Below are 24,749 nucleotides of genomic sequence, written 5' to 3' on the forward strand. Positions count from 1 at the left end.
CCCCTCTACGCTCGTATCGTGAACCTCGACCTGCACGCCGACCCCGTCGCGCTGACCGCGGCCCTCGTCGATATTCCGAGCGTCTCCCGGGCGGAGGCCGCGATCACCGCGGCCGTCGAATCGGCGCTACGCACCCAGACCAGCGGTTTCGAGGTGGTCCGCCGCGGCAATGTGGTGCTCGCGCGCACGAATCGCGGGCTGCCCACCCGGGTCGTGCTGGCGGGGCATCTCGACACCGTCCCCATCGCGGACAATGTGCCGGGCCGGTTCACCACCGAAAACGGCGCGGAGGTGTTCTACGGCTGTGGATCGGTCGATATGAAATCGGGGGACGCGGTCTTCCTGCATCTGGCCGCCACCATCGCCGAGCCGGCCCATGATCTGACTCTGATCTTCTACGACTGCGAGGAGATCTCCGCCGAATTCAACGGCCTGAACACTATCGAACGCGAGTTCCCGGAATGGCTGGAAGCGGATCTGGCGATTCTCGGGGAACCATCCGGCGGCTGGATCGAGGCCGGCTGCCAGGGCACGCTGCGGGTACGGCTGAGCACGGCGGGGGTGCGGGCCCATTCGGCGCGGTCGTGGCTGGGCGACAATGCGATCCACCGGCTCGGGCCGGTCCTGACCCGCATGTCGGAGTACCGCGCGCGGGAAGTCGATATCGACGGCTGCCGCTACCGTGAGGGACTGTCGGCGGTACGCGCCGAGGGCGGAGTAGCCGGCAATGTGGTGCCCGATACGGCCGCGGTGGAGGTGAACTTCCGGTTCGCGCCGGACCGGACGGTGGAACAGGCGATCGAGCACGTCCGCGAGCTCTTCGCCGATCTGGAACTCGAGTTCACGGTCACCGACGCGGCCCCCGGCGCGCTACCCGGGCTGACCGCTCCCGCGGCCCGCGGCCTCCTCGACGCGGTGCGCGCCCACGGCTCGGCCGGGGTGCGCGCGAAATACGGCTGGACCGATGTCTCCCGGTTCGCGGCCCGCGGTATCCCGGCGGTGAATTTCGGGCCCGGCGATCCGAATCTCGCGCACAAACGGGACGAGCACGTCCCGCTGGCGCAGATCACCGCGGTGACCGACATGCTGCGCGCGTACCTCACCGACAAGGCCGGAACAGAGGTAGCGCGATGAACCCACAGGCGTTCGCGCTGTGCGTGTACTGCTCCGCCAGCACCGCCGACCCCGCCCACCTGGACTTGGCGGCGCGGGTGGGCACCGAGATCGCCCGGCGCGGCTGGCAGCTGGTCTCCGGCGGCGGGCATGTGTCGATGATGGGCGCGGTCGCCACGGCGGCACGTGCCGGTGGCGCGCACACCATCGGCGTCATACCGAAACATCTGGTGCACCGCGAGGTCGCCGATGTGGATTCCGACGAACTGGTGGTCACCGACACCATGCGGCAACGCAAACAGGTGATGGAGGACCGCGCCGACGCCTTCCTGACCCTGCCCGGCGGAATCGGCACGCTCGAGGAGTTCTTCGAGGCATGGACCGGCGGCCATCTCGGCCAGCACGCCAAGCCGATGGCGATCCTGGACCCCGGCGGGCACTACACCGGCCTGTTCGCCTGGCTTGCGGAGCTCCGGGACCGTGGTTTCGTACCGCAGGATGCTCTCGACCGCGTTACCGTCACGGCCGATCTCACGGAAGCCTTCACCGCGTTGGGCTATCCCTCGTCCGATGCTCCGGACAGGGAGGCGACCTAGGGCCCGGAAGTCGCGCCACGGTTATGACAAGTTCCACATTTGTCATTCCAGCGCGACGCTGAGGTGGCCTCGGCCCCGGGCGCGGGAGGCGGCGCCATAGACTCGTGATCATGTTCGAGCCCGTGCGTCCGTCACCGACGCTGTGCGGCCGGGCGGTCGCGACGGATCGCGCCCTTGTCATGGCCATTGTGAATCGAACCCCGGATTCCTTCTATGACCGTGGCGCCACCTTCAGCGACAGTGCGGCGCTGGCGGCCGTGGACCGCGCCGTCGGCGAGGGTGCCGATCTCGTCGATATCGGCGGCGTGAAGGCCGGCCCCGGGGAGTTGGTGGACGCGGCGGAGGAGACGCGGCGGGTGGTGCCGTTCGTCGCCGCGATCCGGGAGAAATATCCCGAGCTGCTGATCAGCGTCGATACCTGGCGTGCGGAGGTGGCGCGGGCGGCGGTGGCCGAGGGGGCCGATCTGATCAACGACACCTGGGCGGGTGCCGATCCGGATCTGGTGCCGGTGGCCGCGGAGTCCGGGGCGGGCATCGTCTGCAGTCATACCGGCGGTGCCGTGCCGCGCACCCGCCCGCATCGAGTGCGTTACGCCGATGTGGTGGCGGAGGTGACCGATACCGTGGTGCGCGCCGCCGAAGCAGCCGTGGCGGCCGGAGTGCGCCGCGATTCCGTTCTCATCGATCCGACCCACGATTTCGGCAAAAACACCTATCACGGGCTCGCACTGTTGCGGGCAGCGGACGTTCTTGTAAAAACCGGGTGGCCAGTCTTGATGGCGCTGAGCAACAAGGATTTCATCGGAGAGACGTTAGGTGTCGGTCTTTCCGAACGGCTGGAGGGCACATTGGCAGCAACAGCATGGGCCGCGGCGGCCGGTGCCCGCGTATTCCGGGTGCACGAGGTCGCCGCGACCCGGCGGGTAGTCGACATGATTGCCGCGATCCAGGGTATCCGGCCCCCGGTACGAACTCTGCGAGGTCTCGTATGAAACTCTCACACCACCACGAGCCCGGTTGGGCGACGACGAATACGTGGGACACCCCCGAATGGGCGGTGGCCGATCTGGTCGCCGCGAAGGCCGGACGCACCGTTTCCGTGGTGCTGCCGGCGCTGAACGAGGAGGAAACGGTCGCCGAGGTGGTGGCCAGTATCCGGCCGCTGCTCGGCACACTCGTGGACGAGCTGGTGGTCCTCGATTCGGGATCGACCGATGCGACCGCCGAACGTGCCCGGGCGGCCGGCGCCGAGGTCATCAGCCGGGAACAGGCCGTGCCCGAGCTCGAACCGATCGCGGGTAAGGGCGAAGTGCTGTGGCGGTCGCTCGCGGTGACCACCGGCGATCTGGTGGCGTTCGTCGATTCCGATCTGATCGACCCCGATCCGGCGTTCGTCCCGAAACTGCTCGGCCCGCTGCTGACCACCCCGGACCTGCATCTGGTCAAGGCGTACTACCGGCGTCCGCTGCGGCACGGTGGCGGGGTGGACGCACACGGCGGCGGCCGGGTCACCGAACTCGTGGCCCGGCCCCTGCTGGCCGCGTTGCGGCCCGGCCTGACCTCGGTGTTGCAGCCGCTGGGCGGGGAGTACGCCGGGACCCGGGAACTGCTCACCGCCGTCCCGTTCGCCCCCGGATACGGGGTGGAGATCGGGTTGTTGCTGGATACCTACGACCGGCTGGGCCTGCATGCCATCGGGCAGGTCAATCTGGGGGTACGGACCCACCGCAACCGCCCGCTGGCCGATCTCGGAGTGATGAGCCGGCAGATTCTCGGCACGGTGCTCGGTCGCAGCGGCGTACCGGATTCCGGGGCGGCGCTGACCCAGTTCCCGTTGATCGGGGACGAGTTCACCCCGCACAGCACCGCCGTGGATCTGGTCGACCGGCCGCCCATGAACACGATCCGCCCGGACGTCGCAGCGGCCTGAGCACGGGCGGCCGGGCGCGGATCAGGGCTCAGGTTCCGGGTTACTTGTCCGCCGACCCCGTGCCGGACGCTGAGTCGCCGGGTTCGCCGGAACCTGCGGCGGGCCGCTCTACCGTTCCTTCCGAGCCGGTGCCGGAGTCGCCGGCCTGCTCCTGGCGCGGACCGGCGGGTGTTCGGCTCGAATCCGGAGCCTCCTGGCCGGCGGGCGCGGGTTCCGATGTCTCCGGACCGCCCGTAGTCGCCGGTTCAGCCGCGGCCCCGGATTCGGCCGCGGCCCCGGATTCGGCGGGGGTTGCCGGAGTGGCGGTCGCCGGCTCCGGTGCGGTGTTGTCCGGTTCGGTGGTGGTGGCTGGTTCCGGTCTCGGTTCGAGGTCTTCGGAAGGTCTGTCGCCGGCTTCGTCGGATTCCCCCGGAACATCGTGTTCGTGTTCCAGACGGGCCCGCAGTTCGGCGACCGTGACATATTCGGTCTCCGGGGAGCCCGGTTTGCGTAACCACAAGAACACCGATGCCAGCAATCCGGCCGCGACCAGAACTACCGCCACGATGATCAACGCATCCACCTGCGCCTCCACGAATTACCTTGTCGGAGCCGGACATCGTCACGGGTATGCACCTATCGGTGCGAAGGTGTTTTCCCGGGACGCCGAAACACCTGCCAATTCGACAATGGCGATCGGCCCGTGTAACGCCAGCGTAGCAATATCGTTGACAGGCGAATATGCGTTGTCGCTATCGCGTATTCCGGGCGTGTCGGATTATGTGGTGCCCGGTTCGGTTTCGCTCGTCCGCGGAAATCGCGGATACCGGTCTCAGCGGCGCTGGCGCACCGGCGGCCGGGAGCGGGAATCCACCGGGTCGTGCAGGTAGACCGGCGTCAGCAGATCCGCGTCCACCGGTTCGCCGGTGCCGCGTTCGTAGCGGACCCCGATCAGGACCGAGAACCGGCGGTTGGCCGCACGCTCGTGCAGGGTTGCCAAGCGGGTCGCCAGCAGCCGGACCGCGCCGAGCGAGCCAGGCGGGTGCAGTCCGTCGATCACCAGGATCGTCCCCCGGCCATCGAGCCGCGGGAGGCGCGCCAGATAGGCGATATCGTGCGGATCGGGGCTGGCCGGGCGGTAGATGCGGCGGGCGGCCCGGTCTTCGATACCGCGTCGGCCGTCGCCCGGCCGGGCCACCGCCCGCCGTAGGCGGGGATCGTTGGCGATGAGCTGGCGCAGGCTGGGGGAGAGTTCCGGGCCGCCCAGCACGATGAGGCCGTCGCGCATCAGATCGATCGGGCGCCCGGGTGCGAACGGTTCGATGGTCACCCCGAATCCCAGTTCTTTGAGCTGCTCGGCCAGCCGGGGCGCTGCCGCCGGATCCGGTGCGCCCATGAGCCTGCCCGCCCGGGTATCCGGGACCAGGAGGGTGAGCGGGCCGTGCCCGAAGAACAGACCTTCCGGCGCCGGGCCCTGCGTACTCACCTGGTGGATGCGGGCGCGGGAAAGGCCCGCGGCAGCCCCTATTCTGGCGAAAGTCCACCCTTCGGCGTGCAACTCCCTGATCACCGCACGCCGAATTCGGGTGAGCTCGTTGATCGTTTGCTGAGCCGCTGCGACACCCTCCGTCGCGGCCTTGAGTCGCTCGACTTTGTCTTCGATCGCGAATATCCGCGCCACGTCATCGGCCGACATGTGCGAAGTGTAGACAGTAGGCCCCTGAACGGCGTCTAGAGCAGTTGACGAATCAGGTGGCGTCGGTATCGATCGGCGGACGTTCGTTGTGCTCCAGTGGTTTACTCGATTGCCTCTTCGGGTAATCCGGCATCCCACTACTGGCGCCGAGAACGTTCTTACTGTCCGGCAATGCGCCGTCCAGATCCTTGAAAAGGGAATCGTCGCCGTTCAGAAGATGCTTCGTCACCACCGACCGGGGAGACATCCCACGTAATTCCTGAAGGTCGGCGAGTGGCTTTCGCAGATCTTCGAATTCCGGCCCGAGTTCGGAGCGCAATTGCGATGTCGCGCCGGTGGCGTAATCGCGCACCTGGCGCACACTGCGCGCAGTCCACCGCGCGGCGCCGGGTAGACGTTCCGGGCCGAGGATGACGAGGGCTGCGACGAGAAGGACGAGCATCTCGCCCCACCCGATACTGCTGAACACCTCATCAGATTACCCGGCGCCGCGGGTGGTGGATCAGTCGGAGGCGAGCGTCACCGGAATATCCACCTGCCGGCCTTCCCGGATGAGCTGGACGTTCACCGTTTGCCCGATATCGTTCATCTGCACCGCGACCACCAGCTCGTCCGGGTTGGTGACCTCCCGGTCGCCCACCCGCACGATCACATCGCCCTCGACGATGCCCGCATTCGCGGCCGGGCTGCCGGGCTCCACATCCGCGACCTCCGCGCCGCTCATCACTTCGTTGGCAACGGTCTTCTGGCGGGCGCTGACCCCGATCCTCGGATGGTGGATCGATCCGTCGCGGATGAGGGTCTGCGCCACCTCGGTCATCTGGTCGACGGGGATCGCGAACCCGAGGCCGACCGAACCGCCGCTCTCGCTGCGGATGGCGGTGTTGATGCCGATCACGCGGCCGTCCGCGTCCACCAGTGCGCCGCCGGAGTTACCGGGGTTGATCGAGGCATCGGTCTGGACAGCGTCGATCACGGCCTTGGTATCGCTGCCCTCGCCCTCGAGTTTCACGGGCCGGTGCAGGGCGCTGACGATGCCGGAGGTGACCGTCTTGCTGAGGCCGAGAGGCGAACCGATGGCCAGCACCGCGTCGCCGACTTGGACATCATCCGATTTACCCAACTGCGCAACAGTGAGATTTTTCACATCGACCTTCAGTACCGCGAGATCGCTCTTCGGGTCGCGACCCACGATATTGGCCGGAGTCCGGGTGCCGTCGGAGAACGTGACCTGGATCCTGGCCCGGCCGGACGTGTCCTGTGCGGCCATCGAGACGACGTGGTTGTTGGTGACGATATAGCCGTCGCCGTCGATGACCACGCCGGACCCGGTGGCGCCGTTCTCACCGACCGTGGTGCGGATGGAGACCACCGACGGCAGCACCGCGTCCGCGACCTGGGCGATCGGCCCGTGCGGTTGATCGCTGTCGCTCTGCTCCAGGCTTACTTTGCGCGAGGTCAGTGTCGAGGCCGTTTCGGCGGTGAGCCGTCCCGCGAGACCACCCACGAGACCGATCACGAGGGCGACGGCGGCCAGTATCAGCAGGGCCGAGGGGGCGACCCGGGAGCCGAACAGCACCTGGCGGGCCGAGAGCTTCTTGCCCTGCGGCCATTCCACGGCGGTCGGTTGCGGGAGCGCGGGCGGGCCCAGCCGGGCCTGCGCGTCCGGGTCGCGCCAGGGATCGGACGGACCCGCGGCCGGGGCGGATTCCGGGCCGGCGTCCGGATCACGCTGGAGCAGTTCGGTGGAACCGGCCGGCCGGCCGAATGCCTCGGCCAGCACCGCGGCGGGCGGTCCTTTGGGAGCGATCGGGGCCGATTCGGTTTCGCTACCGGCGGCACGCGGCGCGAACGATCCGGATTGCCCCGTGGGGCGGCGGAAGGCATGCGCGGTGTGTGAGTCCACATGGGGCCGGTAGACCGGTCGCGGAGCCAACACCGGCGCCCCGGGTGGGCGCAGCGTGCCGTTATCGGCCGTTGTGCCGTTTTCGTCCGCCGAATCAGGAGTATCGGCAGGGGAATTGTGCGTCGATTCGGAACTCACGCGGCAAACTCTACTTGCGCCACCACACCGACCACCGGAAGCTGTCGAAGGTCGCGGAAAAGGACTGGCCGGAAAAACCGAATACGGCCTCGTTACGAGGATTTCCGGGGGAATTCGGCCCGCCCGGGGGTTCGGCGAGCGGAATACGCGACAGGCTGTCGTGCAGGCCCGTCGGAATCGAAACCTGAGTGGCCCGGCGCAGTGCTATCCGAGCTTGTTGCTGTGCCTCAACCTCGGCCGCGCACTCGGGGCACACCGAAAGGTGCTGCGCCGCGCGCAGATACGGGTTCATCCGCAGCTCACCATCGACATAGGCGGCGACCGCCTCGCTCGCCAGATGCTCGGTGGAGTGGAACTGCGGGGGACGACGACCGGGCGTACTGGAGTCGCCACTCATTCGCTGTCCATCCTTCCCAACCGACATCGCTGACTGCCGGGATCCGGCGTCATGGTCGCCGCATCACCCGAAGCTTGCCTCGTGTTCTACCCGAAGCTCGCCTCGGCGGCGAAACGCTCCTGCACTCCATTATGCGCAAGATACTCGCGCAGTGCCTGCCGTCCGCGATGGATCCGGCTACGGACGGTACCCAGCTTCACGCCGAGCGTCGCGCCGATCTCCTCATAGGACAGTCCCTCGATATCGCACAGCACGACCGCCGCACGGAACTCGGGTGCCAGCGAATCGAGCGCGGACTGCAGGTCGGGATCGAGCCTGGCGTCGTGGAAGACCTGTTCCGGGCCGGGGCCCTCGGCGGGTACCCGGTCGTAATCGTCGGGCAGCGCCTCCATCCGGATCCGGCTGCGCCGGCGGACCATGTCCAGGAAGAGGTTGGTGGTGATGCGGTGCAGCCAGCCTTCGAACGTGCCGGGCTGGTAGCTGGACAGGGAACGGAACACCCGGATGAACGTCTCCTGGGTGAGGTCGTCGGCGTCCTGTGCGTCGCCGGACAGGCGGTAGGCCAGCCGGTAGACGCGGTCGGCGTGCTCGCGGACGAGTTCGTCCCAGGAGGGCATCACCGTGCGGTCGCCGGTGGCATCGAAGGCGGCGGTGCCGGTCAGAGCCTCGTCGAGGTCGGGATCCCCGGGGATGGCGTCGAAGTCTTCGGCTCGGTCGTCGGTAGTGGACATATCGGGCACCTCCATGTGGGCGTCCGGCGATGCGGGATCGGCTGCCATCAGGTCTCGGTTCGCGGCTACCGCGCCGTCCGGCCCGGTAAACGCCGCCTGGCCGAATTCGTCCGGCCCGGGCAGCTCGTACCCGGTGTGCGCTGCCGAACGGCGGGCCCGGGGCAGCTCGGGCAAGGTGGCGGACTCGCGTACCGCATCGACCATGTGGATGGTGACGACCTCCTGATCGGGACCGAGGCGTAGGCTCGAAGGGTGACCCGGCTCGGGCCACCTTTACCGGTTACAACGGCGGAGACGTATCCCGTTGTTCCCGGCCGCCGCGTTCGGTCGGCTGGTCTTGCTGTACTTGCTACGCATGAGCGCGAGCCCTGTGTGGTGACGCTGCGCTGCCGCCTTCGGGCCTGGCGCTCTGACGCGTGGGGCCCACTCTTCCCTGCTCCCGTGTGGGCCGGGTATGGGGATCCTGAGGGACACCTGAGAATGTTGCGACCAGCTTTGCCGTGTTTGGCATAGCCTCGTCTGCGTGGCAGCGAACCTGGAGCGAAATCTCGCCTACGTGGAGGAATCCGTCGTGGAGGACGAGGTACTCATCAGTGCCCGCGAACGGGCCACCGAACTCGGGGCGGCTCCGGTGCCGCCGTCGGTCGGTGCCCTGCTCAGCATGTATGCGCAGCTGCTGGACGCGCGGGCGGTGGTCGAGGTCGGGACCGGTGCCGGGGTCAGTGGATTGTGGCTGCTCGACGGTATGCGCGAGGACGGCACGCTGACCACCATCGACTCCGAACCGGAGCATCAGCGCGCCGCCAAGGAATCGTTCCGTGCGGCGGATATCCCCCTCGCCCGGACCCGGCTGATCAACGGCCGCGCCCTGGATGTGCTGCCGCGACTGGCCGACGGTGCCTATGACCTGGTCTTCGTGGACGGCGCTCCGATCGAACATCCGCAATACATCGCGGAGGCGGTCCGGTTGCTGCGGCCGGGTGGGGCCGTCTTGCTGCACAACGCGCTACTGGGCGGGCGGGTCCCCGATCCGGCGCACCGGGACGCGGCCACCCAGGCGGTCCGTTCGGCGACCCGCTTCGTCGCCGAGGATCCCGGTTTGACCAGCGTCCTCATCCCGCTCGGCGACGGGCTGCTCTGCGCTTCGAAGGGGTAGAGCGCGACCGGCCCTGTGTGCGACCGGGTTCGTCGACGAATCGGTCCTACGGCGTGGTGTGTGCCCTGTTCCATCCTGGTCCGCTTCGTGCCGCGTGAAATGGCTGTTGGACCCGCGCTTGGGTGGTGTACGGCCGGCGGCGCGATCGGCTGTATCGACAGCTGGGTGGGAACAGGCCAGTGGCCACTCGCCCGGTGCGCGGCCGCCTCGCCGGGTCGTGTTTCGGGCGGTTGACAGTGCTTCGGGCGCAGGGCGGTGCGGGATCCGGTTCTCCGCGCCATCCGCAATCCTGCTGATCTTCGCAGGTGAAACGCACTACCGAAGTGCCGAGGGCGCGTAATCGGTGCTGCGTGTCAGGCATGCCCGGGTCTTCTTTACGGAATCTCTACGGCCCGGACTCTTGTGTCCGGGCTGAACGACTGTTTAACGTATTGAACATGCGTTCAAGCGATGATCTGACCACCCGGGCGCGTATTCGAGACGCGGCGGTCGCGCTGTTCGGCGAACAGGGCTTCGGTGTCGGAGTCCGGGCCATCGCGAAGGCCGCGGGAGTGTCGCCCGGATTGGTCAACCACCATTTCGGGTCCAAGGACGGCCTGCGTATCGAATGCGACGACTACGTGCGGGGAGTGATCCGTGAATCGAAGATGAGCTACATGAACCAGCCGTCCACCGGCAACTTGCTGCAGCAGCTGGCCGAGATCGAGGAGTTCGCTCCGATCATCGCGTACATGATGCGGAGCTTTCAGGCGGGCGGTGACCTGGCCGGGACCCTGTTCGAGCACATGGTCGAGGATGTCGAGCAGTACCTGGAAGCGGGCGTGGCCTCGGGTGTGCTGCGCAAACCGCGGGATATGAAGGCCATGGCGCGGTACCTGGCCACGGCCAACGGCGGCGGCATGCTGATGTTCCTGCAGACACACACCCCGCCGGACGGGGTTGTCGACTACCGGCAGGCCCTGCGCGATTACGCCGACCAGATGATGCTGCCCGCCCTCGAGCTCTACACCGACGGTCTGCTCACCGACTCGTCGATGGTGGAGGCGTTGCTCGCGGCGCGGCGCCGGCCCGGCGCGACCCCGGAGTCCGGCCGGGATCCGGCCGGGCGCGGGCCGCACGCGGGCGATACGGACACAGCGCCCCGCTCGTGATCCGGGTCCGGCGTCGCCGGGCCGGCCAGCACGCGGCGGACACTCGGGGATTCGGGCCCCACGTCGGCAGTGGGATCGGCGCGACGTCCCGGTTGGGCTGGGCCGGCGAACAAGCGGGCGTGGCCGCCGGGAGCACCCGGCGGACGACGCCGCGCGCGAACTGATCGGCGCGACCGCCCCTTCGCGCCCATCGGGCATCGGCGGTCTGCCGACCCGAACACCTCTACTTCGAGAATCTGCATTCCAATGTCTCACAAGGAGATTCGATGATTTCGGCAATAGACATCCGGGATCTGCACAAACATTTCGGGCAAGTCCGCGCACTCGACGGGCTGGACCTGCAGGTGGCAGAGGGGGAGGTCCACGGCTTCCTGGGCCCCAACGGAGCGGGTAAATCCACCACCATCCGGATCCTGCTGGGACTGCTGTCCCGCACCTCCGGTGAGGTGCGGATGCTGGACCGCGACCCCTGGGCCGACGCGGTGGCACTGCACCGCGAGATCGCCTACGTTCCGGGTGATGTGACCCTGTGGCCCTCGCTCAGCGGCGGGGAGACCATCGATCTGCTCGCCACCATGCGCGGCGGGCTGGACAGCACCCGGCGCGCCGAACTGATCGAGCGCTTCGAGCTGGATCCCCGGAAGAAGGCGCGGACCTACTCCAAGGGAAACCGGCAGAAGGTCGCGCTCATCTCGGCGTTCTCGTCCCACGCCCGGCTGCTGCTGCTCGACGAGCCGACCTCGGGCCTGGACCCGCTGATGGAGCAGGTCTTCCGCGAATGCGTCGCCGAAGCGGCCGACCGCGGTGCGACCGTGCTGCTGTCCAGCCATATCCTGTCGGAGGTGGAGGCCCTGTGCGAGCGGGTCACGATCATCCGGTCCGGGCGCACGGTGGAGAGCGGGACGCTGGCCTCGATGCGGCATCTGAGCCGCACCTCCATCACCGCCGAACTGACCGGCGACCCCGGTGATATCGCGGCGCTGCCCGGGGTTGCGGATGTCAGCATGGCCGACCACACGCTGCGCTGTCAGGTCGAGGGGGACCACCTCGCCGAACTGATCCGCATCCTCGGCGATACCGGGGTCCGCAGCCTGATCAGCCGGCCGCCGACGCTGGAAGAATTGTTCATGCGGCACTATTCGGTGAACGGCCAGGAGGCCGGCGAACTGCAGCAGGTGCGGAAATGACCACGGCGGTGGCCGGAGCCCGGCACAGCATGTTCGATTCCGCCTCCGCGGGCACCGATTTCACCGGCACCCTCCGGTTGCTGCGGCTGTATCTGCGACGCGACCGGATCGTCGCGCCGCTGTGGATTCTGCTGCTGTCGGTGCCGCTGGGCTCGGTGTATGTGGCCAGTATCGAATCGGTGTATCCGACCGCGGCCGACCGCGCCTCGTTCGCCGCCACGATTCTGGCGAGTCCCGCGCAGCTGGCGATGTACGGCCCGGTCTACGACACATCGATCGGCGCTGTCGGCATCTGGAAGGCGGGGATGTTCCACACTCTGATCGCGGTGGCCACGATCCTCACCGTGATCCGGCACACGAGGGCCGAGGAGGAGACGGGACGCACCGAGGTCCTGGCGTCCACCTCGGTCGGGCGATACGCGAATCTGACGGCCGCGTTGATCCTGGCCCTCGGCGGCGCGCTGCTGGCCGGGCTGATCGGTGCGGTGAGCCTGACCGCTACCGGAGTTCCGGCGAGTGGTTCGCTGGCCTTCGGACTCGCTCTCGCGGGATCGGGCATGGTGTTCGCCGCCGTTGCGGCGGTGACGGCGCAGGTGTGCACCGGTGCCCGGCTCGCGCGGGGTCTGGCCTTCGCGGTGCTCGCGGTGACCTTCACGCTGCGGGCGGTGGGCGATGCCCAGGCCGGGGACGGCCCGGTGAATCCGCTGACCTGGTTGTCGCCGCAGGGCTGGTCATTGCAGGTCCGTCCCTATGCGGGCGACCGGTGGTGGGTCCTGCTGTTGCATTCGGTGCTGCTCACCGTGACGGTCGTGGTGGCTTTCGCCCTGCTGCGCCGCCGCGACGTCGGCGCCGGCCTGCTCGCCGAACGTCTCGGGCCCGCCGTCGCCGGACCGGGTCTGACCGGTCCCTTCGGCTTGGCCGTGCGGTTACAGCGCGGCGCCCTGCTGGGATGGGGGATCGGGGTCGGTCTGTACGGGCTGGTGATCGGAAGTGTCATCAACGGGATCGGTGACAGTTTCGGCAGCAACGAAACCCTGCGCGACTTGATCACCCGGATGGGCGGTACGGATTCGCTGGAGGATTCTTTCGTGAGCTACGCGTTCACGATGCTGGGGATCGCGGGTGCCGCGTATGCGGTATCGGCGGCGCTGCGGATGTTCGGCGAGGAGAACGGCCACCACGCCGAATCCGTGCTCAGCGGCGCGGTCGGCAGAATCCGGTGGGTGGCCTCGCACCTGGTGTTCGCCCTCGGCGGGCCGGTGGTGATCATGCTGACCGCCGGTGTGCTGGGCGGGCTGGCCTACGGGATCGCGGCCGGCGATATCGGCGGCACACTGCCCGGGATGCTCGCCGCCGCACTGGTGCAACTGCCCGCGATCTGGCTGTTCGCGGCCCTTACGGTCGCACTCTTCGGACTGGTGCCGCGCTGGACACCGCTGGCGTGGGGGTTGCTGACCGCCGCGATCGCGGTGTTCCTGCTCGGTTCGATCTCCGGTGCTCCGCAATGGCTGCGGAATCTGGAACCGTTCAGTCACGCGCCGAAGGTACCGGGAATGGAGTACAGCGCGACTCCCACGATCGTGGTCACCGCGGTCGCCGCGGTGGTGCTGGCCGCGGGGCTGATAGGTATGCGGGCCCGGGACGTGCGCTGACACGACGCCGGACGGTGGAGGCCGGCCCCTGCCCTTATACGGGACAGGGGCCGGTTTCCCGGGTGACCGAGGTCTCACGGCCGGGCGCGCTCCCACAGTCGTCGATCGCCGCCCGCACCGCGAGGAGCCTGCTCGCCGGCTCTGTTGCGGCGATCGCCGGTGTCCCGGCGCGGGGTCTCGAGGAAGCTCAGACCCACGTGCCTTTTCCGACGGTGACCACACCGCCGTGGCTGATGGCGAATCTGCTGCTGTCGCGCTCCGAATCGACCCCGATGATCTCGCCTTCGGACACCATGACGTTCTTGTCCAGGATCGCGCGCCGGACCACCGCACCGCGCCCGATCCGCACACCCGGCATCAGGACACTGCCTTCGACCGTGGCGCCCTCGTCCACCAGGACGTTCGCACTGAGTACCGAATTGCGGACGGTCGCCGCGGACAGAAAACTGCCGGCTCCGACAATCGATTCCTGGACCAGCCCGCCCCGGGCGAATTTCGCGGGCGGCCGGTTTTCGGCGGCGCCGCGGATCGGCCAGTGCCGGTTGTAGAGATTGAACACGGGGTTCACCGACACCAGGTCCATATGCGCCTCGTAGAAGGCGTCGATGGTGCCGACATCGCGCCAGTAGCCGCGGTCGCGGTCGGTGGCGCCGGGGACGTCGTTATCGGCGAAATCGTAGACCGAGGCCTGACCCGCGGCGACCAGACCGGGGATGATGTCGCCGCCCATATCGTGATCGGAATCGGAATTCTCCGCATCGGCCTTGATCGAATCCACCAGCACCTTCGTGGTGAACACATAGTTGCCCATCGAGGCGAACGTCGAATTCGGGTCGTCCGGAATCCCGGGCGGATGCGCCGGTTTCTCCAGGAATCCGAGGATCCGCCCGGATTCGTCGGAATCGATACAGCCGAAAGCGCCCGCCTCGCTGCGGGGCACCCGGATACCGGCGACGGTGACACCGGCCCCGGAATCGATATGGTCGGCCACCATCTGCTCCGGATCCATTCGGTAGACGTGATCGGCGCCGAACACCACGATGTAGTCGGGGTCTTCGTCGTAGATGAGATTCAGCGACTGCATGATGGCGTCGGCGCTGCCGGTGTACCAGCGCGGCCCGAGCCGCTGCTGCGCCGGTACCGGGGTGATGTATTCCCCGGCGAAACCGGATAGCCGCCAGGTCTGGGAGATATGCCGGTCCAGCGAATGCGATTTGTACTGAGTGAGTACGCACAGCCGCAGGAAACCGGCATTGACGAGATTGCTCAGGACGAAGTCGATGAGGCGGTAGGCCCCGCCGAACGGGACGGCCGGCTTGGCCCGGTCGGCTGTCAGCGGAAAGAGTCGCTTGCCCTCGCCACCGGCGAGCACGATTCCCAGGACGTGCGGCTGGCTCCTCACAGAGCCAAACCTACCGAACGAGGTGGTCGGGGGGTGTCGACCGCTCGGCGTCTACCGTGAATCCGTGAGTTTCGGTTCCAGCGGTGCGGACGCGGTACCCGAGGTATCCGCGGGCGATCCGCTACGGGTGGCCATGTTGACCCGGGAATATCCGCCCGAGGTGTACGGCGGGGCAGGTGTGCATGTCACGGAGCTGGTGGCCCGGCTGCGGCGGATGAGTACGGTGACCGTGCACTGTATGGGCGTGCCGCGCCCGGACGCGCAGGTGCACGGCGCGGACCCGGCGCTGGACGGGGCCAATCCGGCCCTGCGGATGATGTCGGCTCAGCTGCGGATGGCCGATGCGGTGGGCGCGGCGGATGTGGTCCATTCGCATACCTGGTACTCGGGTCTCGCCGGGCACCTCGCGGCCACCCTGTACGGCATCCCGCACGTGGTCACCACCCATTCGCTGGAGCCGCGCCGGCCGTGGAAGGCCGAACAACTGGGTGGCGGCTACCGGCTGTCTTCCTGGTCGGAACGCAATGCGCTCGAACACGCAGACGCGGTGATCGCGGTGAGCGATTGGATGCGCCGCGATGTCCTCGACGCCTATCCCGCTCTGGACCCGGATCGGGTCCATGTGGTGCGCAACGGGATCGATGCGGGTGTCTGGCACCCGGGCCCGCCGGTACCGGACAGCCGCCGGATCCTGGACGAACTCGGGGTGCGGGCGGACCGCCCCCTGGCGGTGTTCGTCGGGCGGATCACCCGGCAGAAGGGGGTCGGGCACCTGCTGGCCGCGGCGCGCGAGGTCGACCCGGAGATCCAGCTGGTGCTGTGTGCGGGCGCCCCGGACACTCCGCAACTGGAAGCGGAGGTCGCCGGCGCCGTCGCCGGGTTGCATCGCAGCCGCGCGAACGTGTTCTGGGTCCGGGAGATGCTGCCCACCGAGCAGATCCGCCAGCTGCTGGCCGCGGCCACGGTCTTCGTCTGCCCCTCGGTGTACGAGCCGCTGGGCATCGTCAACCTCGAGGCCATGGCGTGTTCGACCGCCGTGATCGCCTCGGATGTCGGCGGGATCCCCGAGGTGGTCGCCGACGGCCGCACCGGTCGCCTGGTGCATTTCGACGCCGGGGAGACCGCCGCCTACGAGCACGCCCTGGCGGCCGCGATCAACGAACTGGCCGCGGACCCGGTGCGCGCGGCCGAGCTGGGTGCGGCCGGGCGCCGCCGCGCGCTGGCCGAATTCGACTGGTACCGGATCGCCGAGCAGACCGTGCGGGTGTATCGCACGGTGTGTAAGCCCTGAACGGCGCCGGTCCCGTTACGCCGGCGCCGGACCGGAGGTGATATCGCCCGCCAGCGGCGCGACCGCGCCGATGATCTCGCCGACCGTCGCCTCGTCCACCCCGGCCGCGCTGAGCGATTCGGTCAGGTGCCCGGCCACCAGTTCGAAATGGTGCATGGTGATACCCCGGCCCTGGTGCACCTGTTTCATCGGTGCGCCGGTATAGGGTTCGGGGCCGCCCAGCGCCGCCGCGAAGAATTCGACCTGTTTACCGCGTAGCCGGGCCATATTCGTCCCGGTGAAGAAACCGGCCAATTCTTCGTCGGCGAGAACCCGGGTGTAGAAATCGGCGACAACTGATTCGAGTGCTTCGTAGCCGCCGATCCGGTCGTAGATGGTGGTGGTCTTCTGTTTTCCGAATGTCGGTAACCGCATGCATCAAGGACATCAGGATGGTGTTACCCGGCCATCAGGTCGGCGTCGCGAGTGGATTGCCCTGTGTGGCAGCGCGATTGCCCGTAACTCACAGCGGCGGCAGGGCAGTGGTGAGATCAGCCGCCGGCCGGCGCGTGAAAGGCGGCATAGGTGCCCACCGTGACCGACGCCGTCACCTCGAAGGGCTCGGGCAGCCGGTCGATCCGTTCGGACGCCGCGGCGGCATGATGCGCCGACGGGCCCATCGCCACCAGACGCGCGATATCGGCGCGGGTCACGGTCATCGAATACTCGACCGCCGTGCTGTCCAGCCGGGTGAACAATCCGGACATACCGTCGGCGAGCCGCCGCTCCTTGTCCGGGTCGACGGTGACCATACCGATCGGGCCGATCAACTCCGCCAGGTGCCGGACAGTGGGAGTGACCACCAGGTACCGGCCGCCGGGCACGAGCGATCGGGCGACGGCCTCCGGGTTGCGCGGCGCGAACACCGACAGTGCCGCGGTCAGCGTGTGGTCGCGCACGGGCAGCCCGCGCCAGACATCGGCTACCACGGCCGCCGCGCGGGGGTGGGCACGGGCACTCCGGCGGCCGGCGGGTTTGGCGATATCCACCGCGATTCCCCGGGCCGCCGGGACCGCGTTCAGGACGCGCGCCAGGTAGTAGCCGGTGCCCGCGCCGATCTCCGCGATCACCTCGTCGGCGCCGGACACCCGGGGCGCAGCTGCCCCGGCCTGCTCGACGGTGCCGGGCACCCGGGACGCCACAACGGCCGCCGCAACCGCCTCGGCGATCGGCTCGAAAAACCCGGAACCCTGAAAAGCCGCGCGAGCGTCGAGCATTTCCGCGGTGTCACCGGTCAGTTTGGTGGCGGCACCGGTGAGCAGACTGACATAACCCTGCCGGGCGATATCGAAACTGTGCCCGAGGTCGCACCGCAGGACGCGGTCCGCGCACAGCAGACCGCGGCCGCATACGGGGCAGCTCAGCACCCCGGCGACCGCGGCCAGCGCCGACTCCTCGGCAGTGTGACTAGCCGGTGACACTCTTCAATTCGTCACCGAGTGCCGCGGCTTCGTCGGGCGTGAGTTCTACGACCAGACGCCCGCCACCCTCGAGTGGGACCCGCATAACGATCCCACGGCCTTCCTTGGTTGCCTCGAGGGGACCGTCCCCGGTACGGGGCTTCATGGCCGCCATCCTCTGCTCCCTCCAGATCTGCGCGGTATGCTGCGCACTTGCTCGGATCCCCGGTTGTCACCAACCGGGCGGTCCGTCGGCTGAAGCGACGGACCGCACTCGGTCTATTCTTCCCTATCGCAGGACACGGCGGACACCCGACGTCCAAATGTGACCGGTCAGCCGGGGCGGGTGTGCCGGGTATCGACCCAGCATTCGGCCAGGTGGTCGTCGACCATTCCGGTTGCCTGCATGAGTGCGTACGCGGTGGTCGGTCCGACGAAGCGGAATCCGCGCCGCTTCAATTCTTTTGCCAGTGCGGTGGATTCGGGAGTCACGGCGGGAATTTCGGCGATCGCGTGCGGTCGCGGCCGCGGCGCCGGAGCGAACGACCACAGCAGTTCGTCCAGATCGATATCGAGCGCGCGTACCACTTTCGCATTTGCGATACAGGCGTCAATTTTGGCGCGATTGCGCACTATCCCCGGGTCCGCCAATAGTCGGGCACGGTCGGCGTCACCGAATTCGGCGACGCGGTCGATGGCGAATCCGGCGAAGGCCAGCCGGAAAGCGGGGCGTTTGCGCAGAATGGTGATCCAGGACAGGCCCGATTGGAACGCTTCCAGGCACAGCCGTTCGAACAGGGCGTCGTTCCCGTGCAGTGGGCGGCCCCACTCCTCGTCGTGATAGTCACGGTAGATCTGGGACTCGACCGACCACGGACAGCGAACCAGGGTGTCGATGGTCACCGCCGCTCCGCACCGCCGGCGTGACCGGCCGCGGCGGATTGCGCCTCGGCCAGTTGCGTCTGGAGCTCGTCTATCCGGGCGGCCAGCCGGGCCAGTGCCCAATCGACCTCGCCGGCCTTGTACCCACGCACGACCTGCTGGAAGCGCAGCGCCCGGACATCGGCGCCGGAAATGCCGTCCACCGGCAGTACGGTCGCGGTCGTCCCCTCCGGCAGCGGTCCCAGCTCCTCCGACCGGCCGAAGACCGCGCCGGCCAGCAGGAACAGCACCGTGGCCACCAAACCCACGATCAGGACGTACAGCAGCAGGGTGAGCATGGGTCGAGTTTAAGTGCCCCCGGTGACAGGGTGCTCAGAGGTGACGGGTGGTATCGATCCCGAGGGACATACCGGCCAGGCCGCGGCGGCGCACCGCCAGCTTGTCGGCGACCGCGCGCAGTGCCACAGCCGCCTGACTGTCCGGGTCGCGCAGCACGATGGGGGTGCCCTCGTCGCCGGCCTCCCGCACTGCCTGTTCGATCGGGATCTGACCGAGCAGCGGTACCTCGGCGCCGACGGCGCGGGTGAGCCGGTCGGCGACGGCCTGCCCGCCCCCGGAGCCGTACAGCTCCATCCGGCTGCCGTCGGGCAGATCCAGCCAGGACATGTTCTCGACGACCCCGGCGATCCGCTGCCGGGTCTGCAGCGCGATGGCCCCGGCACGTTCGGCGACCTCGGCGGCGGCGATCTGCGGGGTGGTGACCACCAGGATCTCCGCGTTCGGGATGAGCTGGGCGATGGAGATCGCCACATCGCCGGTGCCGGGCGGCAGATCCAGCAGCAGCACGTCCAGATCGCCCCAGAACACATCGGCGAGGAACTGCTGCAGGGCCCGGTGCAGCATCGGGCCACGCCACACCACGGGGGTATTGCCCTTGGTGAACTGCGCGATCGAGATCATTTTCACGTCATGGGCGACCGGCGGCATGATCATCCGCTCGACCTGGGTGGGCCGGGCATCGGTGCCGAGCATCCGGGGGATGGAGTGGCCGTAGATATCGGCATCCAGTACGCCGACCGCCAGGCCGCGGTCGGCGAGGGCGGCGGCCAGGTTCACCGTGACGCTCGATTTACCGACCCCACCCTTACCTGAGGCGACCGCGTACACGCGGGTGAGCGAACCGGGCTGGGCGAACGGGATCACCGGTTCGGCGGAATCGCCGCGCAACTGCTTGCGCAGTTCGGTCCGCTGTTCATCGCTCATGACATCGAGCTCGACCGAAACCGCGCCGACCCCGGCGACATCGGTCACCGCGGTGCTGACCCGCTGGGTGATCTCGGTGCGCAACGGGCAACCGGCGGTGGTCAGGTACACCTCGATGTGCACGTTGCTGTCCGGGTCGATCCGGATGCTTTTCACCATGCCCAGTTCGGTGATCGGTTTGCGGATCTCCGGGTCGTCCACCTTCGCGAGGGCGCCCCGCACCTCCGCTTCCGTTACCACTGGCATGCTGCCGATGGTAGTGCCGTCAGATCCGGGGGAGTTCCGCGGGCCGCGGTGCGATACCCGTCTTATAGGACTGGGCCCAGGCCATGACGTTCGCGACATAGGCCATCGAGTTGTTGTAGCGCAGGATCGCCCTGGTCTGCTGGGCGGGATCGGTCATGTCCAGCCCGCCGGAGCACAGGTACTTCCCGGCGGTCAGCGTCGCGTCGTAGTAGTTCTGCGGATCGGAGATCCCGTCGCGGTTACCGTCCGCGGCGTAGTGGGTCCAGGTTTCCGGCAGGAACTGCATGGGACCCACCGCGCGGTCGTAGCCGCTGTAGCCGTCGAGGGCGCCGCCGTCGGAATCGTGGATGACATTGTTGCCCGCGAGGCTGCCGTCCAGTGCCGGGCCGAATACCGGGGCGAGCGCGTTGCCGTCGGTATCGGCCTTGCCGTCGTACATATGGGTGGACTCCACCCGGCCGATACCGGCCAGCATCGTCCAGGGCATATTGCACCCGGGATCCTCATCGGCCAGGATCTGCTCGGCGTTGATGTAGGCGGCCTCGGCGATACCGGGAATCCCGGACGCGGCCACCGGCAGGTCGTTACGGGCGCGGTTCGGGTCCAGCGCGACCGTTTTCACCTCGATCGGCGCCTCGGGGGACTGTTTGGCCATGGCGTGCACCGCCGTGTCGTCGACCACGGCCGGTGCCATCGTCTGCACGGGGGCGGCGCTGAGGGCCGCCATATGCATTTCCACCGAGGCCGCGGTGGGATCGGTGGCCACGGCCGCCGCGGCATTGGTTGCCACGACTCCGGCCGGTACCAGACCGGTGAGCGCGATAACCGAATTGCGCGTAACGCTGGCAGGTTGCTGTTTACGGTGACGCCCCACGTACTCAAGCCCTTCATCTGAACCACAGCCTGCGATCGCGGCCGGCGTTGCCCGGCCGTGACCTTCGCTGTCGAGACTACCGCATCCGAGACCAGTTCGTTACTGCCTCGTGACCATTATTTCGGCGCGGAATGGGAAGGGAATGCGGCGGCACCCCTTGGGAACCGGTACGTACGCACAGCGTCGAGGCCCGGTCGGCGACCGGGCCTCGAACTCGGCGCGGGAGGGAGCAGTGCGCCAGGCCGGTGGGTGCTGTCAGGCGGGTGGTGCCGCCGGCGCGGGCGCCGGCGCTGCCGGGTCTGCAGGTGCCGGGGCTGTGGGCGCTGCCGGGTCTGCAGGTGCCGCGGCGGCCGGTGGCGGCGCCGGTACCGCATCGGCCGGCGCCGGGGTCGCGGGGCCCGGGATCAGTGCGATAGGCAGTTGTAGAACCAGCCCGCCCGGCAGGGTGATCGTCGGAGGTGCCGGTGCCGGTGGCGGGGCGGGTGGTGCTGCCCGGTTATCCGGACCACCTTGCGGCGCAGGGTTTTCCGGGGCGGGTGCCGGTTCGCCGGGGGCGGGAGCCACGGGGGCGCCGGGAGCCGGTGCGTCCGGTGCGGGAGCGGGAGCCGGAAGGGCCTGGCCGGCCTTCGGTGACCCCGGTGCCGGTGGGCACAGCAGCCCGCACGGGATCGGCGGCAGCCCCGGGATCCGGATCATCGGTTCGGGGCGCGGAGTCCGGATCGCGAACTCCGGCGGGGGCGGCGGGACCGCGCTATCGGTCTGCGCGGCCAGGATATCCGGGGAGCCGGGCGGCAGTTGCGTGGGGACACTGCCGGGCGGCACGAGGCCGGGGGACGGGGTGACGGGAGCCGACCGGCCGCCGGTGCGGTAGGCTGCGGACCAGCTCAGCACAGTGGCCGCGTACGACATCGAGTTGTTGTAGCGCAGCACCGCCCGCAATTCCTGTTGCGGGTCACGCAGGTTCAGCCCGCCCGAACACAGATATTTGCCCGCGGCCAGTGCGGCGTCGAAAACATTGTGCGGATCCGCGTGGCCGTCGGCGTTACCGTCGGCGGCATAGTGCGACCAGGTGCCGGGCAGGAACTGCATGGGGCCGAGGGCGCGGACGTATCCGCCGTCGGTACCCCGGATGACCTCGTTGCCCGGCAGGGTGCCGTCGAGCGCCGGTCCGAAAATCGGCGGGTCGGTGGTGCCGGCGGCGTCGGTGCGCCCGTCGTTCGCATGGCCGGATTCGATCCGGCCGATTCCGGCGAGCAGATTCCAGGTGACCCCGCAGTTCGGTGCCGAGGACTGTAGGGCCAGTTCGGCGTTGCGATAAGCGGCCAGCACGATTTCCGGGATCCCGAGGGCGCCGCCGCCCCGGGGGAGGGTGATGCTGTGTAACGGAAAGGTCCCGGTGAGCGGCGAGAATCCGTACGGGGTGGGGCTGAGCGCGCGAAGTTTTCGCGGTGTGGTGGGCTCGACGGGGAGCATCCCGAGTGTCTGGGTCAATGGGGGTGCTGCCTCCCCGGATGCCGCCCCGATGCGTTCGGCGTCCGTGGCGAGCCGGGCCCCGGGAGCCTCCGGAGGTGTCGTCGACAAGGTCGTATGTGCTGCTGAACCACCGGCTACCAGGCCCGCCATGACGAGAGCCGACAGTGCCACAGGGGTAGGTATCCGCATTCGGCTCCACCGTTCCTCTATGTCACAGGTGAGCGACCGTCTCGGACATTCCCGGATGGCGCGCTCGGGACAACGTGATCCAGGTTACCCACCGGTCAGGAGCATATTGTGGATTTCCGGTCAATCGTCGGCGACTGGCGGTGAAACCGACCCTGTAACCGGCTTGTGACCGGAGGTTTTCTTGCGTTTCGGCTTGGTTGCTTTGTCCGGGCCGCGCGTCGGGCCGACGCCCGCCGCGGTCTCGATCCGCTCGAGCGCATCCCGGACCTCGTCCAGTTCCCGGCGCAGATAATCCCGGGTCGCCACCTCGCCCACGGCCAGGCGCAGTGCGGCGAGCTCCCGGGCCAGGAACTCGGTATCCGCCTTCGTCTGCGCGGCCCGTAACCGGTCCTCCTCGAGCGATACCCGGTCCCGGTTGTCCTGCCGGTTCTGCGCCAGCAGGATCAGTGGAGCGGCATAGGCCGCCTGGGTGGAGAACGCCAGGTTCAGCAGGATGAAGGGGTAGGGATCCCAGCGCAGCGCGATCACGAAGACGTTCAGCAGGATCCAGACGATCACCACCACCGTCTGCAGCGCCAGATAGCGTCCGGTGCCCAGGAACCGGGCGATCCGCTCGCTGCCGCGGGCCAGCGCTTCGGCATCCCAATCGAAACGGAACCGGGACCCGACGGGAGTCTCCAGGCGCTGCCGGGCGTTGGCCGCCGCCCGGCTCACGGTGCTCTTCTCGGTCACGGCCGCACACCCTCGTACAGCTGCTCGTCCTCACGCCAATCGGGGGGCAGCAGATGGTCGAGCACATCGTCCACGCTGACGGCGCCCAGCAGATGGTTCTGCTCGTCCACCACCGGCCCGCACACCAGGTTGTAGCTGGCGAAATACCGGGTCACCGCGGCGAGCGGCAGTTCCGGGCGCAACGTCGCCAGATCGGTGTCCAGGATTCCGCTGACCAGATGCGCCGGCGGTTCGCGCAACAGCTGCTGTAGATGGACACAGCCCAGATAGCGCCCGGTGGGGGTGGCCGTCGGCGGCCGCACGACGAACACCATCGACGCCAGCGCGGGGGTCAGATCGGGATCCCGGACCCGCGCCAGCGCCTCCGCCACCGTCGTGGACGGGCTCAGGACCACCGGCTCGGGCGTCATGAGCCCGCCCGCGGTATCCGGCGAATGTTCCAGCAGCCGGCGCACCGGTTCGGACTCCTGCGGATCCATCAGCGTCAGCAGGGATTCGGCCTCGTTCTCCGGCAGGCCGCCCAGCAGATCGGCGGCGTCGTCGGGGTCCATTGCCTCGAGCACATCGGCGGCCCGGGTCATCTCGAGCTGGCCGAGTAGTTCGAGCTGGTGGTCGCCGGACAGTTCCTGGACGACATCGGCGAGCCGTTCGTCGTCCAGCGCGACGGCCACCTCCAGCCTGCGCTTGGCCGGCAGCTCCCGCAGCCGGTGCGCGACATCGGCCGCCCGCAGGCTCTCGAACTGCTCGAGCAACGTGCTGACATCCTGTCCGGGCCGCCCCAGCTCGTACGGGGTGAGACCCTGTACCCGGGCCCAATCCACCACATGTACCGCGCGGCGCCGGCCCAGCCGGCGATGTCCGCGCACCGCGACCCGCGAAACCCGCCAATCCCGGGTGCGGGTCAGGGCGATACCGAGATCCACCACGAGAACATCCACACCGGCCAGATCGGGCAGGTCCGGATCGTCCACCCGCACCGCGGAGTCCACAATCTGCGCCATCGCCAGCAGTTCCCCCGGCCGCTGCGCGAAGCGCCGCAGGCTGACATTCCCGGTGTTCAGCGTTACCGAACCGGGCTCGATCGTGGTCACCCGCAGCATCGGGACGAAGATCCGGCGCCGGGTCGGCAACTCCACCACGAGCCCGTGGACGCGCGGTTCCTGGCGGTCGTATCGGACGGCCACCACCACGTCGCGTACGCGGCCGATAGACTCGCCGTCCGGCCCCAGCACCGCCAGGCCGGTGAGCCTGGCGATATAGACCCTGGTAGCTGCCATGGATGCCAGGCTAGATGTTCCGGGGCCGGACCGGGCCGACCCCAGGAGT

26 protein-coding genes are annotated in these 24,749 nt (G+C 68.5%); 9 read left to right on the top strand and 17 right to left on the bottom strand.

Going from position 1 to position 24,749, the window contains the following annotated elements:
• Nucleotides 1-18: 18 nt before the first annotated feature.
• The 4 genes from dapE to ACIA75_RS29495 all read left to right on the top strand — a co-directional run bounded on the left by dapE (nucleotide 19) and on the right by ACIA75_RS29495 (nucleotide 3,639).
• Nucleotides 19-1,134, top strand: a complete 1,116-nt coding sequence (dapE, locus tag ACIA75_RS29480) for a succinyl-diaminopimelate desuccinylase (protein ID WP_397109752.1) — start codon at nucleotides 19-21, stop codon at nucleotides 1,132-1,134.
• Entirely contained in the window at nucleotides 1,131-1,709 is a 579-nt protein-coding gene (locus ACIA75_RS29485; RefSeq protein ID WP_397109754.1) for a TIGR00730 family Rossman fold protein, read from the top strand. The genes dapE and ACIA75_RS29485 overlap by 4 nt, the downstream gene beginning before the upstream one ends.
• Before the next feature lie 110 nt (nucleotides 1,710-1,819).
• Nucleotides 1,820-2,701 carry a dihydropteroate synthase gene (folP, locus tag ACIA75_RS29490; RefSeq protein WP_397109756.1) on the top strand — a complete coding sequence of 294 codons (882 nt, stop codon included), beginning with the start codon at nucleotides 1,820-1,822 and terminating at the stop codon, nucleotides 2,699-2,701.
• A complete protein-coding gene (locus ACIA75_RS29495) occupies nucleotides 2,698-3,639 on the top strand; it encodes a glucosyl-3-phosphoglycerate synthase (RefSeq protein ID WP_397109758.1) in 942 nt (313 codons plus the stop codon). The genes folP and ACIA75_RS29495 overlap by 4 nt, the downstream gene beginning before the upstream one ends.
• A gap of 40 nt (nucleotides 3,640-3,679) precedes the next feature.
• On the opposite strand, the gene ACIA75_RS29500 is transcribed toward ACIA75_RS29495, so the two are convergent.
• The 6 genes from ACIA75_RS29500 to sigE all read right to left on the bottom strand — a co-directional run bounded on the left by ACIA75_RS29500 (nucleotide 3,680) and on the right by sigE (nucleotide 8,534).
• A complete protein-coding gene (locus ACIA75_RS29500) occupies nucleotides 3,680-4,213 on the bottom strand; it encodes a hypothetical protein (RefSeq protein ID WP_397109760.1) in 534 nt (177 codons plus the stop codon).
• Between the two features lie 237 nt (nucleotides 4,214-4,450).
• Nucleotides 4,451-5,314, bottom strand: coding sequence for a hypothetical protein (locus ACIA75_RS29505; RefSeq protein WP_397109762.1), 864 nt, complete (start codon nucleotides 5,312-5,314; stop codon nucleotides 4,451-4,453).
• A gap of 52 nt (nucleotides 5,315-5,366) precedes the next feature.
• The gene (gene tatB, locus ACIA75_RS29510) at nucleotides 5,367-5,783 is read right to left on the bottom strand and encodes a Sec-independent protein translocase protein TatB (protein WP_397109764.1); all 417 of its coding nucleotides are present in this window, start codon (nucleotides 5,781-5,783) and stop codon (nucleotides 5,367-5,369) included.
• Between the two features lie 33 nt (nucleotides 5,784-5,816).
• Nucleotides 5,817-7,358 (bottom strand): trypsin-like peptidase domain-containing protein, encoded by a 1,542-nt coding sequence (locus ACIA75_RS29515; RefSeq protein WP_397109766.1) that lies wholly within the window; start codon nucleotides 7,356-7,358, stop codon nucleotides 5,817-5,819.
• Between the two features lie 10 nt (nucleotides 7,359-7,368).
• Nucleotides 7,369-7,755: a hypothetical protein gene (locus ACIA75_RS29520; protein WP_397109768.1), complete on the bottom strand. Its 387-nt coding sequence runs from the start codon at nucleotides 7,753-7,755 to the stop codon at nucleotides 7,369-7,371.
• An 86-nt stretch (nucleotides 7,756-7,841) separates the two neighbouring features.
• The gene (gene sigE / locus ACIA75_RS29525; protein ID WP_397110326.1) at nucleotides 7,842-8,534 is read right to left on the bottom strand and encodes an RNA polymerase sigma factor SigE; all 693 of its coding nucleotides are present in this window, start codon (nucleotides 8,532-8,534) and stop codon (nucleotides 7,842-7,844) included.
• Between the two features lie 475 nt (nucleotides 8,535-9,009).
• On the opposite strand from sigE, the gene ACIA75_RS29530 reads away from it, so the two are divergent.
• The 4 genes from ACIA75_RS29530 to ACIA75_RS29545 all read left to right on the top strand — a co-directional run bounded on the left by ACIA75_RS29530 (nucleotide 9,010) and on the right by ACIA75_RS29545 (nucleotide 13,632).
• Nucleotides 9,010-9,642 carry an O-methyltransferase gene (locus ACIA75_RS29530; RefSeq protein WP_397109770.1) on the top strand — a complete coding sequence of 211 codons (633 nt, stop codon included), beginning with the start codon at nucleotides 9,010-9,012 and terminating at the stop codon, nucleotides 9,640-9,642.
• Between the two features lie 437 nt (nucleotides 9,643-10,079).
• Nucleotides 10,080-10,793 carry a TetR family transcriptional regulator gene (locus ACIA75_RS29535; protein ID WP_397109772.1) on the top strand — a complete coding sequence of 238 codons (714 nt, stop codon included), beginning with the start codon at nucleotides 10,080-10,082 and terminating at the stop codon, nucleotides 10,791-10,793.
• A gap of 266 nt (nucleotides 10,794-11,059) precedes the next feature.
• Complete coding sequence (locus tag ACIA75_RS29540; RefSeq protein ID WP_397109774.1) at nucleotides 11,060-11,980, top strand: ATP-binding cassette domain-containing protein; 921 nt, start codon at nucleotides 11,060-11,062, stop codon at nucleotides 11,978-11,980.
• A complete protein-coding gene (locus ACIA75_RS29545) occupies nucleotides 11,977-13,632 on the top strand; it encodes an ABC transporter permease (protein WP_397109776.1) in 1,656 nt (551 codons plus the stop codon). The genes ACIA75_RS29540 and ACIA75_RS29545 overlap by 4 nt, the downstream gene beginning before the upstream one ends.
• A 187-nt stretch (nucleotides 13,633-13,819) precedes the next feature.
• Here the strand turns inward: ACIA75_RS29545 and glgC are convergent, their stop codons facing one another.
• Nucleotides 13,820-15,034, bottom strand: a complete 1,215-nt coding sequence (gene glgC, locus ACIA75_RS29550) for a glucose-1-phosphate adenylyltransferase (protein WP_397109778.1) — start codon at nucleotides 15,032-15,034, stop codon at nucleotides 13,820-13,822.
• A gap of 133 nt (nucleotides 15,035-15,167) precedes the next feature.
• Here glgC and glgA point away from each other — a divergent pair, with 133 nt between their 5' ends.
• On the top strand, nucleotides 15,168-16,325 hold the full coding sequence (gene glgA / locus ACIA75_RS29555) for a glycogen synthase (RefSeq protein WP_397110328.1): 1,158 nt from the start codon (nucleotides 15,168-15,170) through the stop codon (nucleotides 16,323-16,325).
• Between the two features lie 15 nt (nucleotides 16,326-16,340).
• On the opposite strand, the gene ACIA75_RS29560 is transcribed toward glgA, so the two are convergent.
• The 10 genes from ACIA75_RS29560 to ACIA75_RS29605 form a co-directional block, all read right to left on the bottom strand.
• Nucleotides 16,341-16,739, bottom strand: a complete 399-nt coding sequence (locus ACIA75_RS29560; RefSeq protein WP_397109780.1) for a group 1 truncated hemoglobin — start codon at nucleotides 16,737-16,739, stop codon at nucleotides 16,341-16,343.
• A gap of 116 nt (nucleotides 16,740-16,855) precedes the next feature.
• Nucleotides 16,856-17,785: a putative RNA methyltransferase gene (locus ACIA75_RS29565; protein WP_397109782.1), complete on the bottom strand. Its 930-nt coding sequence runs from the start codon at nucleotides 17,783-17,785 to the stop codon at nucleotides 16,856-16,858.
• Complete coding sequence (locus tag ACIA75_RS29570) at nucleotides 17,772-17,939, bottom strand: DUF3117 domain-containing protein (RefSeq protein WP_064484472.1); 168 nt, start codon at nucleotides 17,937-17,939, stop codon at nucleotides 17,772-17,774. The genes ACIA75_RS29565 and ACIA75_RS29570 overlap by 14 nt, the downstream gene beginning before the upstream one ends.
• Before the next feature lie 158 nt (nucleotides 17,940-18,097).
• Nucleotides 18,098-18,667, bottom strand: a complete 570-nt coding sequence (locus ACIA75_RS29575) for a DNA-3-methyladenine glycosylase I (protein ID WP_397109784.1) — start codon at nucleotides 18,665-18,667, stop codon at nucleotides 18,098-18,100.
• Nucleotides 18,664-18,984: a DivIVA domain-containing protein gene (locus ACIA75_RS29580; RefSeq protein WP_397109786.1), complete on the bottom strand. Its 321-nt coding sequence runs from the start codon at nucleotides 18,982-18,984 to the stop codon at nucleotides 18,664-18,666. Before ACIA75_RS29580 ends, ACIA75_RS29575 begins: the two co-directional genes overlap by 4 nt.
• Nucleotides 18,985-19,018: 34 nt before the next feature.
• Nucleotides 19,019-20,155 carry an Mrp/NBP35 family ATP-binding protein gene (locus tag ACIA75_RS29585; protein ID WP_397109788.1) on the bottom strand — a complete coding sequence of 379 codons (1,137 nt, stop codon included), beginning with the start codon at nucleotides 20,153-20,155 and terminating at the stop codon, nucleotides 19,019-19,021.
• A 19-nt stretch (nucleotides 20,156-20,174) separates the two neighbouring features.
• A complete protein-coding gene (locus ACIA75_RS29590; protein WP_397109790.1) occupies nucleotides 20,175-21,029 on the bottom strand; it encodes a lytic transglycosylase domain-containing protein in 855 nt (284 codons plus the stop codon).
• A 255-nt stretch (nucleotides 21,030-21,284) separates the two neighbouring features.
• The gene (locus ACIA75_RS29595) at nucleotides 21,285-22,673 is read right to left on the bottom strand and encodes a lytic transglycosylase domain-containing protein (RefSeq protein ID WP_397109792.1); all 1,389 of its coding nucleotides are present in this window, start codon (nucleotides 22,671-22,673) and stop codon (nucleotides 21,285-21,287) included.
• A 138-nt stretch (nucleotides 22,674-22,811) separates the two neighbouring features.
• Nucleotides 22,812-23,423, bottom strand: a complete 612-nt coding sequence (locus tag ACIA75_RS29600) for a DUF1003 domain-containing protein (protein ID WP_397109794.1) — start codon at nucleotides 23,421-23,423, stop codon at nucleotides 22,812-22,814.
• Nucleotides 23,420-24,700, bottom strand: coding sequence for a magnesium transporter MgtE N-terminal domain-containing protein (locus ACIA75_RS29605; RefSeq protein ID WP_397109796.1), 1,281 nt, complete (start codon nucleotides 24,698-24,700; stop codon nucleotides 23,420-23,422). The genes ACIA75_RS29600 and ACIA75_RS29605 overlap by 4 nt, the downstream gene beginning before the upstream one ends.
• Nucleotides 24,701-24,749: the final 49 nt, after the last annotated feature.

This window comes from Nocardia sp. NPDC051750 (assembly GCF_044453135.1).
GTDB lineage: Bacteria > Actinomycetota > Actinomycetes > Mycobacteriales > Mycobacteriaceae > Nocardia.

What these genes read in the sequence shown, in the direction of transcription:
- glgA (WP_397110328.1), top strand. Translation starts at nt 15,168, where the DNA reads ATGTTGACCCGGGAATATCCGCCCGAGGTGTACGGCGGGGCAGGTGTG.
- ACIA75_RS29520 (WP_397109768.1), bottom strand. Translation starts at nt 7,755, where the DNA reads ATGAGTGGCGACTCCAGTACGCCCGGTCGTCGTCCCCCGCAGTTCCAC.
- ACIA75_RS29505 (WP_397109762.1), bottom strand. Translation starts at nt 5,314, where the DNA reads ATGTCGGCCGATGACGTGGCGCGGATATTCGCGATCGAAGACAAAGTC.
- sigE (WP_397110326.1), bottom strand. Translation starts at nt 8,534, where the DNA reads ATGGCAGCCGATCCCGCATCGCCGGACGCCCACATGGAGGTGCCCGAT.
- ACIA75_RS29485 (WP_397109754.1), top strand. Translation starts at nt 1,131, where the DNA reads ATGAACCCACAGGCGTTCGCGCTGTGCGTGTACTGCTCCGCCAGCACC.
- ACIA75_RS29585 (WP_397109788.1), bottom strand. Translation starts at nt 20,155, where the DNA reads ATGCCAGTGGTAACGGAAGCGGAGGTGCGGGGCGCCCTCGCGAAGGTG.
- folP (WP_397109756.1), top strand. Translation starts at nt 1,820, where the DNA reads ATGTTCGAGCCCGTGCGTCCGTCACCGACGCTGTGCGGCCGGGCGGTC.
- ACIA75_RS29540 (WP_397109774.1), top strand. Translation starts at nt 11,060, where the DNA reads ATGATTTCGGCAATAGACATCCGGGATCTGCACAAACATTTCGGGCAA.
- ACIA75_RS29495 (WP_397109758.1), top strand. Translation starts at nt 2,698, where the DNA reads ATGAAACTCTCACACCACCACGAGCCCGGTTGGGCGACGACGAATACG.
- ACIA75_RS29560 (WP_397109780.1), bottom strand. Translation starts at nt 16,739, where the DNA reads ATGCGGTTACCGACATTCGGAAAACAGAAGACCACCACCATCTACGAC.
- ACIA75_RS29570 (WP_064484472.1), bottom strand. Translation starts at nt 17,939, where the DNA reads ATGGCGGCCATGAAGCCCCGTACCGGGGACGGTCCCCTCGAGGCAACC.
- ACIA75_RS29605 (WP_397109796.1), bottom strand. Translation starts at nt 24,700, where the DNA reads ATGGCAGCTACCAGGGTCTATATCGCCAGGCTCACCGGCCTGGCGGTG.
- ACIA75_RS29580 (WP_397109786.1), bottom strand. Translation starts at nt 18,984, where the DNA reads ATGCTCACCCTGCTGCTGTACGTCCTGATCGTGGGTTTGGTGGCCACG.
- ACIA75_RS29535 (WP_397109772.1), top strand. Translation starts at nt 10,080, where the DNA reads ATGCGTTCAAGCGATGATCTGACCACCCGGGCGCGTATTCGAGACGCG.
- ACIA75_RS29545 (WP_397109776.1), top strand. Translation starts at nt 11,977, where the DNA reads ATGACCACGGCGGTGGCCGGAGCCCGGCACAGCATGTTCGATTCCGCC.